Consider the following 8566-nt stretch of genomic DNA (forward strand, 5'->3'; position numbering starts at 1 on the left):
TGTTGGCGGGGGGTGGGCGGGCAGGATGGGGGGATGCCGTTCACCGTGAGTCATGTTGCCGCCGTTCTGCCCGGGTTGCGGGCCGCGCGGGGGAGGGGGGCGTCGGTTGCTGCCGGGCTGGTTGCCGGGGCGATGGCGCCCGACGTGCCGTTCTTCGCGGAGTCGCTCGTCCGGGGGGTTTACCGGCACGGTGGTTTGACGCACCGGTGGTGGGCGGCGCCGACGGTCGACGTGGTGGTGGGGGCGGGGCTGGTCGCGGGCTGGTATGGGCTGTGGCGCGAGCCGTTGCGGGCGGCGGTGCCGGGGCGGTGGAACGCGGTGGTGCCCGCCGGGCGGCCGACGGCGGCCGAACTCGGCTGGACGGCCGGGGCGTTGGCCGCGGGTGCGGCCACCCACCTGGTGTGGGACTCCTTCACCCACCGCGGCCGGGCCGGCGTCCGGGCCCTGCCCGTCCTGGAGCGGGAGGTCGGCGGCGTCCCGCTGCACGGCGCCCTGCAGTACGGGACGTCGCTGGCGGGCCTGGCCGTGCTGGCGCGGTACGCCGGGCCGTGGCGGGAGAGCCGGCGGGGCCCGGCCGCGGTGCTGGCCGCGGCGGCGCTGGCCGGGGCGGCGGAGCGGGTGCGGCGCCGGGAGCGGGGCACGGTCGACGAGGCGTGCTTCGGCGCGGGCGCGGGCCTGGCGGTGGGGGCGGCGCTGCTCGGGCTGCTGCGGCGGCGGCGGAAAACGGCCTGAAGCGGGGCGAACTCCCCGGCCCGGCACGGAGGTTGCCCCCCGGAGGTGGTTCGTGCGGAGAGGGTGGGTAGGGTCTGCTGCTGCGCCCGGGGCGGGCGCGTCCGGCGGTAGGGGAGAGGCGTGTCGATGCTGAAGGCGGACCGGAAGGCGGAGCTGGTCTCGGAGGCGAGACGGGCGGTGCTGCGGATCGACCCGAGCGAGCGGCCGCGGCTGATCGTGATCGGCACCGGGGAGACGTCCCCGTACCTGGACTACTTCTTCCTCCTCACGTTCACGATCGAGGTGTTCACCCACGGCTACTACCTGGCGGTGACGGACCGGTCGGTGTACGTGCTGCGCGGGTCGCGGACCACGGGCGAGGCGAAGGAGGTGATGGCCGTGGTGCCGCTGGAGCAGGCGGGCTCCCTGGTGGCGAAGGTCAGGCGCGGGCGGGCCTGGAACACGCTGTGGCTGCGCCTGCCGCAGCGCAGGGGGCGGGTGCGGGTGAACGTGTCGCTCCACTCGCGGCCCGAGCTGGACAGGTTCCTGGCGCGGCTCTGAACCTCCGGGCCCCGCCTCCCCGGGCCCCCGGAGGGGCCCTTCGCTGGGGCGGCGGTCAGAGGTAGCCGTTGGTGGCGAGGTGGGCGCCGATGGCGCGGTAGGCGGCGGGGTCCTCGGGGGTGAGGGCGGCGAGGCCGTCGACGTAGCGGTTGTACATGCAGAAGGCGGCGGCGATCAGGACGGTGTCGTGGACGGTCTCGTCGTCGGCACCGGCGGCCTTCGCGGCCGCGACGTCCTCGGGGGTGACGGACAGCCCGCTGTCGGCGACCTTGGCGGCGAGCCGGAGCAGGGCCCGCATCAGGTCGCTGACGGGGGCGGTGTCGAGGTCGTCCTGGACGGCCGCGACGAGGGCGAAGTCGCCGTCGAGCCGGTGCGCGGCGGTGGCGCCGTGGGCTCCGGCGCAGTAGCGGGTGCGGTTGAGGGAGGAGACGTAGGCGGCGATGAGTTCGCGTTCGCCGACGCCCAACGGGGACTCGCCGCGCAGGAGTTGTTCGGCGAGTTCGCTCAGGCGCAGGCCGGAGGCGGGCTTGGCGGCGAGCAGGCCCCGGATGCCGGGGTCGTCGTTGGGGAGCGCGATGTGGGGCATGGGGGTCACTGAATCGGTTCGGGGCGCCCTTGGCAAGGGCTTGACCTGGGCGGGGGAGGGCCGCGGCGGGGGGCGGGCAGATTAGGATGGGCGACCGTGACTGACACCGGTAGCACCCAGGAACAGGCCCTCGCCGACGACACCGGTGACGTGGCGTCGGAGGAGCTCGCGGGCACCGACCCGCAGGACGTGCAGGACGACGGGACGGCGGCGGCGATCGACGGCGTGTGGGACGTCGTGGTGGTCGGTGCGGGCCCGGCGGGTTCTTCGGCGGCGTACGCGGCGGCCTCCCGCGGCCGGCGGGTGCTACTGCTCGACAAGGCCGAGCACCCTCGGTACAAGACCTGCGGCGGCGGCATCATCGGCCCCTCCCGGGACTCGCTGCCGGAGGACTTCAAACTGCCGCTGCAGGACCGTATCTCGGCGGTGACCTTCGCGCTGAACGGCCGGTGGACGCGCACCCGGCGCTCGAAGCGGATGCTGTTCGGCGTGGTCAACCGGGACGAGTTCGACCTGCGCCTGGTGCAGGCGGCCGAGCAGGCCGGTGCGGTGCTGGTGACGGGCGTGACCGCGACGGGCGTGGAGCAGCAGGGCGGCGACAGCCGCACGGTGTTCGTGACGCTGGCGGACGGCCGGCGGGTGGAGGCGCGGGCGGTGGTCGGCGCGGACGGCTCGGCCAGCCGGATCGGTCGGCACGTCGGCGTCAGCTTCGACCAGATCGACCTGGGCCTGGAGGCGGAGATCCCCGTCCCGGAGTCGGTGTCGCGGGCCTGGGCGGGCCGGATCCACCTGGACTGGGGGCCGCTGCCCGGCAGTTACGGCTGGGTGTTCCCGAAGACCGACTCGGGGACGCTGACGGTCGGCGTGATCTCGGCCCGCGGCGAGGGCGAGAAGACCAAGGAGTACCTGGCGGCGTACGTCCGGCGGCTCGGCCTGTCCGGGTTCGAGCCGCTGGTGGAGTCCGGGCACCTGACCCGCTGCCGGGCCGAGGACTCGCCGCTGTCGCGCGGCCGGGTGCTGGTCGCGGGCGACGCGGCCGGGCTGCTGGAGCCGTGGACGCGGGAGGGCATCTCGTACGCGCTGCGCTCGGGCCGGCTGGCCGGGGAGTGGGCGGTGCAGGTGGCCGAGGCGGGCGGCGCGGCGGACGTGCGGCGGCAGGCGCTGAACTACGCGTTCGCGATCAAGGCCGGGCTGGGGGTGGAGATGCGGGCGGGCAAGGTCATGCTGGCCTCGTTCGAGAAGCGCCCGTACCTGTTCCACCTGGCGGTGTCGCTGATCAACCCGGCGTGGCGGGCGTTCGCCCGGACCACCCAGGGGCACACCACCTTCGCGCAGCTGATGCGCGACCACCGGGCGGCGCGCAAGCTGGCCGCGGTCGCCGGGCGGCAGTAGCAGCGGGCGGGGACGGGCCCGCCCGGGAGGGGTTCGCCTCCCGGGCGGGTGGTGCGGACGGGCGGGTGGTGCGGACGGGCGCGGGGGGTTGGGATTCGGGGGGCCGCCCCGCGCCCGCGTTCCGGGGTTACTTCAGGCCGGCGTCCAGGGCGTTCATCAGGGTGCCGGACGGGGTGTCGCCCGACATCTCCCAGATCATCACGCCCAGCAGGTTCTTGGACTTGAGCCAGGCGGTCTTCTGGCCGATCGACCAGGCGTCGTCGAAGCTCCACCACTGGCCGCCGTTGCCGGTGTAGCCGTAGGTGGAGACCGAGGTCTGGTCGTGGTAGACGGTCAGGTTGGGCACCGAGGTGATCAGGTTCTGGTAGCCGCGCGTCCCGGCCTCCTCGGCGAACTGGCCGGGCGCGGCGCCGCCCGCGGCCTGCCAGGCGCCGTGCGCGCCGCCGTCGGTGACGTTCTGCCAGCCGCGGCCGTAGAACGGGAAGCCGATGGTGAGCTTGCGCGGGTTGACCCCGGCGTCGAGGTAGGGCTTGACGGCGTTCTCGATCGAGAAGTGGAACGGGTACGGGTCGGCCGGGTCGGTGTACAGGTTGCCCTGGTGGCCGGTCCGGTTGGGCTCCCACGAGTTGTCGCTGCCGGAGCCGTGGAAGTCGTAGCCCTGCACGTTGGCGATGTCCAGGTACTGGAAGATCTGCGAGAGGTCCCAGCCCTGGGCGATCTTGGCCGGGTCGGCGGGGGTGAAGGCGGTCAGCAGCTTGTGCGGGCCGCCGAGGGCGTCGAGCTGGCGGCGGAACTCGGCCAGCAGCAGGGTCAGGTTCTGCTTGTCGGCGGCGGAGTAGTGGTTGCCGGCGTGGCCGTCGGGCGAGCCGGGCCACTCCCAGTCGAGGTCGATGCCGTCGAAGATCCCGGCGCCGGTGCCGGGGCCGCCCGCGCCGTTGTAGGAGGGCAGGTTGCCCTTGATCCAGATGTCGATGCAGGAGGAGACCAGCTTCTTGCGGGAGGCGTCGGTGGCGGCCGCGTCCGAGAAGTACTTGGAGTACGTCCAGCCGCCGAGCGAGACCACGACCTTGAGGTTGGGGTGCTTCGCCTTCAGCTTCTTGAGCTGGTTGAGGTTGCCGCGCAGCGGCGACCAGCCGTCGTCGGCGACGCCGTCCACGGACTGGGCGGCGCTCATCGGGCGGGCGTAGTCGGCGTCGGCGTCACCGGCGCCGGTGCCCTGGTCCGGGTCCTGCGGGTTGGCGGTGGTGCCCTTGGTGACGCCCGCCAGGCAGGTCAGGTTGACCGGGTCGATGTTCTCGAAGGCGTAGTTGACGACGTCGAGCTTGGCGGCGCTGCCGGAGGTGTCGAGGTTCTTGACGAAGTACTGGCGGCCGTAGATGCCCCACTGCACGAAGTAGCCGACCCGGGAGTACTTGCCGGGCCCGGCGAGGTCGCCGGTGGTGACGTTCAGCGTGTTGGAGACGGGGGAGTTGTTGTCGGCGGTGTCCCGGGCCCTGACGGCGAAGGCGTACGGGCTGGCGGGGGAGAGTTGGCCGACGGTGGCGGAGGTGGTGGTGACGGTCTGCACCAGGTTGCCGCCCTGGTAGACGTCGTACGCGGCGACCCGCTTGTTGTCGGTCGCGGCGTCCCAGGCCAGCGAGGCGCTGGTGCTGGTGACGCCGGTGGAGCGCAGGTTGCCGGGCGCGGTGGGCGGCACGGTGTCACCGGCCGGGTCGACGGTGGCGGCGCTCAGCGCGGCGCTGACCGGGCCGGTGTTGCCGCGGGTGTCCTTGGCCCGGACGGTCAGGCCGTACGTGGTGGCGGGGGTCAGTCCGGTCAGCGTGGTGGAGGTGCCGGTGGCCGAGCCGAGCACCACCGAGCCGTTCAGCACGTCGTACGAGGCCACCGGGAAGTCGCCCTTGGACGCGGCCGCCCAGCTCAGCGAGAGGCTGTGCGCGGTCGCGTCGACCAGCGTCGGCGCGCCGGGCGCGGTCGGCGGCACGTCCGGGGTGCCGTCGCACTTGTCGCCGTTGACCCGGCAGTTGAGCGGCGCGGTGATCGGCCCGTTGCCGATGAACCAGAAGCTGTACGGCTCGGTCGAGCCGTTCGCGGGCACCGTCGCGTTGTAGTAGGCGTTGGTGGCGACCACGTGGCTGCCGGTGGTGGTCGAGGTGCCGTTGTAGGTGCCCGTCATGGTGACGCCCGGGGGCAGGTCGAACTCCAGCGTCCAGCCGGTGACGGCGGTCGCGTTGGGGTTCTTCACGACGAACGTGCCCTTCCACCAGGACCCGTAGTTGTCGCCGGTGAAGGTGGCGGTCAGTTTGGCCGCGGCGTGCGCGGGCGTGGCGGCGAGCAGGGCCAACGGCAGTGCGAGCGCGGCGAGCAGGGCCAGCAGGCGGGCCCTGAGCCATTGCCTGGAGCGGACGTGCATCGGTACTCCCTGTCTGGTGTGGGGGATTCCGTACAGGGGTGCCGGGAGCGGCACTCAGGAGGGTAAGTGGACTGGACCAACTCGTCAACAGGTCTATACCTGAAGAGAGTTGACGATCATTCGGACGGGAGCCCCTGGCGGGGCTCTGCCCACGGGCCCAGCAGTTGGTCGGCGAGCGGGCTGCGGGCGTACAGCACCAGGCGGCCGTGGCGGGCCCGGGTGACCAGGCGGGTGGCGTGCAGGACGGCCAGGTGCTGGCTGACGGCGCCGGGGGTGACGCCCAGGCGGCGGGCCAGTTCGGTGGTGGCGGTGGGCTCCTGGAGGAGGGCGAGCAGGCGGGCCTTCGGGGTGCCGAGGAGCTGCTCCAGGGCGTGCGGGGCGGGCGGCGGGTCGGGCGGGCCGGAGAGGTTGCCCTGGCCGCGGGTCAGGTAGGTGATGGACGGGGTGAGGTCGGGGCCGATCGCGGTGAGGGCGCCGCGGGCGAAGCAGGTGGGCAGCAGGGCCAGGCCGCGCCGGTCCACGGCGACGTCGAGGTCGCCGTCGCCCCAGTCGCGGTCGATCGTCAGCACCCCGTCCGACCAGTGCAGCCGGTGGTCGAGGTCGGCGAACAGCCCGGCCGCGCCGCGTTCGGCCAGCACCCGGGAGCGGTGCACGATGTCGGCGCGCAGCACCGAGCGGGCCCGCGGCCACCAGGCGGGCTCCAGGACGTGCGTCCAGTAGGCCTGCAGCGCGTCGGCGACCTCGGCGACCAGTGCGGCGGGCCGGTCGGCGCGCTCGGCGAGCAGCGGCGGCAGCACCCGGTCGTGCGGGAGGAAGGTCACCGCGAGCTCCTCGGCCAGCCGGGCCGGGTCGAAGGCCCGGACGACGGCGAGCTCGGCGCGGAACTCGGGGAACGGCACGGTCGGGCGGGGCGTCAGGAAGTCCGGCACGTACTTGTTGCTCGCGACCAGGGCGCGCAGCAGCGGCGCCTGCGGCAGCGCCTCGAAGGCCGGGCGCATCGCCTCGAACGCGGCGCCGTGCGGGTACTGGCCCGGGTGGGTCCACATCCGCAGGCTGAGGACCGCCTCCTGGAGCGGCGAGCAGGCGAAGTAGGTCGCGGCCAGGTCCGCCAGGCCGAGCCGGAACCGCAGTACCACCGAGCCCCCCGGGGATCCGTCCCGCCCGAGGATTGAGGCGGGGGCTAAATCAATACCACGCCCCCTCCGCACCCGGTCTGATCGGGCCATGACCTCCACCGCACCCGCGGCCGACCAGGCCGCGCCGCCGCCCCCTGCCCCCCACCGTGTCCGCAGCCGGTTCGCCCGGCTGCTGCCCGCGGACCCGGTGCTGCGCCGGCTGACCGCGATCACGCTGGTCAACACCGTCGGCAACGGCCTGGGGATGACGCTCGGGGTGGTGTACTTCACCCGGGTCATGGGCTTCGGCGTCGGCGCGGTCGGCCTGGTGCTGACCCTCGCCGGGGCGTGCGGGGTGGCGGCGGGCGTCCCGGCCGGGCGGCTGTCGGACCGGTACGGGCCCAAGCCGGTGCTGGTCGCGCTGCTGGCCCTGCAGGCGGTGAGCGCGGCGGCGTACGTGCTGGTGGACGCCCTCGCGGCGTTCGCGGTGCTGGCCTGCCTGGTGGCGGTCGCCGACCGGGGCGGCTCGGCGGTGCGCGGCGCGCTGTTCGCCGAGGTGCTGCCGGCGGACGGGCGGGTGACCGGACGGGCCTACCTGCGCTCGGTCACCAACATCGGCCTGTCGGTGGGCACCCTGGGCGCCGCGGCCGTCCTCCAACTGGACACCCGGGGCGCCTACCTGACGGCGATGCTGGTGGACGCGGCCTCGTACGGGGTGATCGCGGTGCTGTACGTGCTGCTGGTGCCGGTCGCGCCGCGCACCGCCGCCCAGGCCGCGCGGGCCGCGTCCGGGCCGAACCCGGCGCTGCGCGACCGGGCGTTCCTCGCGGTGACCGGCCTGAACGCGGTGATCACCCTGCAGTTCGTGATGGTCGAGGTCGGGCTGCCGCTGTGGGTGGTGCGCGACACCGACGCGCCGCGCTGGATGGTCGCGGGCGGGCTGCTGGTGAACACCGCGCTGGTGATCGCGCTGCAGGTGCGGGCGACCCGGGGCACCGAGCAGCCGCGGGCCGCGGCCCTGGTGTTCCGCCGCGGGGCGCTGCTGGTGGCCGCGTCCTGCCTGGTGGTGGGCCTGGCCGCGGGGCTGCCGGGCTGGGCGGCGGCGCTGCTGGTGGCGGCCGGGGTGGCCTGCCAGGCGCTCGGCGAGGTGTACAGCCAGGCGGGCGCCTGGGCGCTCAGCTACGACCTGGCGAAGGACGAGGCGCACGGCGCCTACCAGGGCGTGTTCAACACCGGCATGTCGGGCGCGCTGATGCTCGGCCCGGTGCTGATGACCTCGGTGGTGATCACGCACGGCCTGCTCGGCTGGGCGCTGCTGGCCGCGCTGTTCGCGGCCGCGGGCTGGGGGATGACGGCGCTGGTGCGGCGCTGAGGCGCGCGTGCGGACCCCCGGCGGGGAGCCGGGGGCCCGCGGGTGCCGTCAGGGCGTCAGCAGCTCAGGTTCGACCCGGTGGGCACGCCCAGGATCGAGGCGAAGCTGGTGTACGCGTTGATCCGGCTCTGCACCTGGGCGGGGTTGCCGCCGTTGCACTCCAGCGAGCCGTTGATCGAGCGGATGGTCTCGCCGAAGCCGGCGCCGTTGACCATGGCGTTGTGCGCGGTCATGGTGCCCGGGCCGTTCTGGGTCATCCAGTACCAGATGCCGGTCTGCCAGGCGACGGAGGCGTCGGTCTGCACCAGGTTCGGGTTGTGCAGCAGGTCGATGCCGAGCGCGTCGCCCGCCGCCTTGTAGTTGAAGTTCCAGCTGAGCTGGATCGGGCCGCGGCCGTAGTACGCGGCCTGCCCGGCCGG

General features: G+C 74.1%; 8 protein-coding genes. 4 read left to right on the forward strand and 4 right to left on the reverse strand.

The genetic code is table 11. The features are described 5' to 3' along the window. Positions 1-33: 33 nt before the first annotated feature. On the forward strand, positions 34-732 hold the full coding sequence (locus OO57_RS40515) for a DUF4184 family protein (RefSeq protein ID WP_063737723.1): 699 nt from the start codon (positions 34-36) through the stop codon (positions 730-732). 120 nt (positions 733-852) lie between these two features. Then, positions 853-1272 carry a hypothetical protein gene (locus OO57_RS36555; RefSeq protein ID WP_033257140.1) on the forward strand — a complete coding sequence of 140 codons (420 nt, stop codon included), beginning with the start codon at positions 853-855 and terminating at the stop codon, positions 1270-1272. Between the two features lie 55 nt (positions 1273-1327). Here OO57_RS36555 and OO57_RS36560 read toward each other — a convergent pair whose 3' ends face one another. Next, the gene (locus OO57_RS36560) at positions 1328-1858 is read right to left on the reverse strand and encodes a carboxymuconolactone decarboxylase family protein (RefSeq protein ID WP_033257141.1); all 531 of its coding nucleotides are present in this window, start codon (positions 1856-1858) and stop codon (positions 1328-1330) included. Positions 1859-2047: 189 nt separating this feature from the next. Here OO57_RS36560 and OO57_RS36565 point away from each other — a divergent pair, with 189 nt between their 5' ends. After that, positions 2048-3250: a geranylgeranyl reductase family protein gene (locus OO57_RS36565; protein ID WP_033257148.1), complete on the forward strand. Its 1203-nt coding sequence runs from the start codon at positions 2048-2050 to the stop codon at positions 3248-3250. Between the two features lie 127 nt (positions 3251-3377). Here OO57_RS36565 and OO57_RS36570 read toward each other — a convergent pair whose 3' ends face one another. Next, positions 3378-5660, reverse strand: a complete 2283-nt coding sequence (locus OO57_RS36570) for a glycosyl hydrolase family 18 protein (RefSeq protein ID WP_033257142.1) — start codon at positions 5658-5660, stop codon at positions 3378-3380. A gap of 116 nt (positions 5661-5776) precedes the next feature. Continuing rightward, complete coding sequence (locus tag OO57_RS36575) at positions 5777-6796, reverse strand: ArsR/SmtB family transcription factor (protein WP_033257143.1); 1020 nt, start codon at positions 6794-6796, stop codon at positions 5777-5779. 88 nt (positions 6797-6884) lie between these two features. Here OO57_RS36575 and OO57_RS36580 point away from each other — a divergent pair, with 88 nt between their 5' ends. Beyond that, entirely contained in the window at positions 6885-8147 is a 1263-nt protein-coding gene (locus OO57_RS36580) for an MFS transporter (RefSeq protein ID WP_051778713.1), read from the forward strand. A 56-nt stretch (positions 8148-8203) separates the two neighbouring features. On the opposite strand, the gene OO57_RS36585 is transcribed toward OO57_RS36580, so the two are convergent. Continuing rightward, positions 8204-8566: chitinase (locus OO57_RS36585; RefSeq protein WP_033257145.1), on the reverse strand; the 363-nt coding region annotated here is incomplete at its 5' end.

Source organism: Kitasatospora phosalacinea, from assembly GCF_000717185.1.
GTDB lineage: Bacteria > Actinomycetota > Actinomycetes > Streptomycetales > Streptomycetaceae > Kitasatospora > Kitasatospora phosalacinea_A.

Coding starts and splice junctions, on each gene's coding strand:
- OO57_RS36570 (WP_033257142.1), bottom strand. CDS start 5,660: ATGCACGTCCGCTCCAGGCAATGGCTCAGGGCCCGCCTGCTGGCCCTG.
- OO57_RS40515 (WP_063737723.1), top strand. CDS start 34: ATGCCGTTCACCGTGAGTCATGTTGCCGCCGTTCTGCCCGGGTTGCGG.
- OO57_RS36580 (WP_051778713.1), top strand. CDS start 6,885: ATGACCTCCACCGCACCCGCGGCCGACCAGGCCGCGCCGCCGCCCCCT.
- OO57_RS36560 (WP_033257141.1), bottom strand. CDS start 1,858: ATGCCCCACATCGCGCTCCCCAACGACGACCCCGGCATCCGGGGCCTG.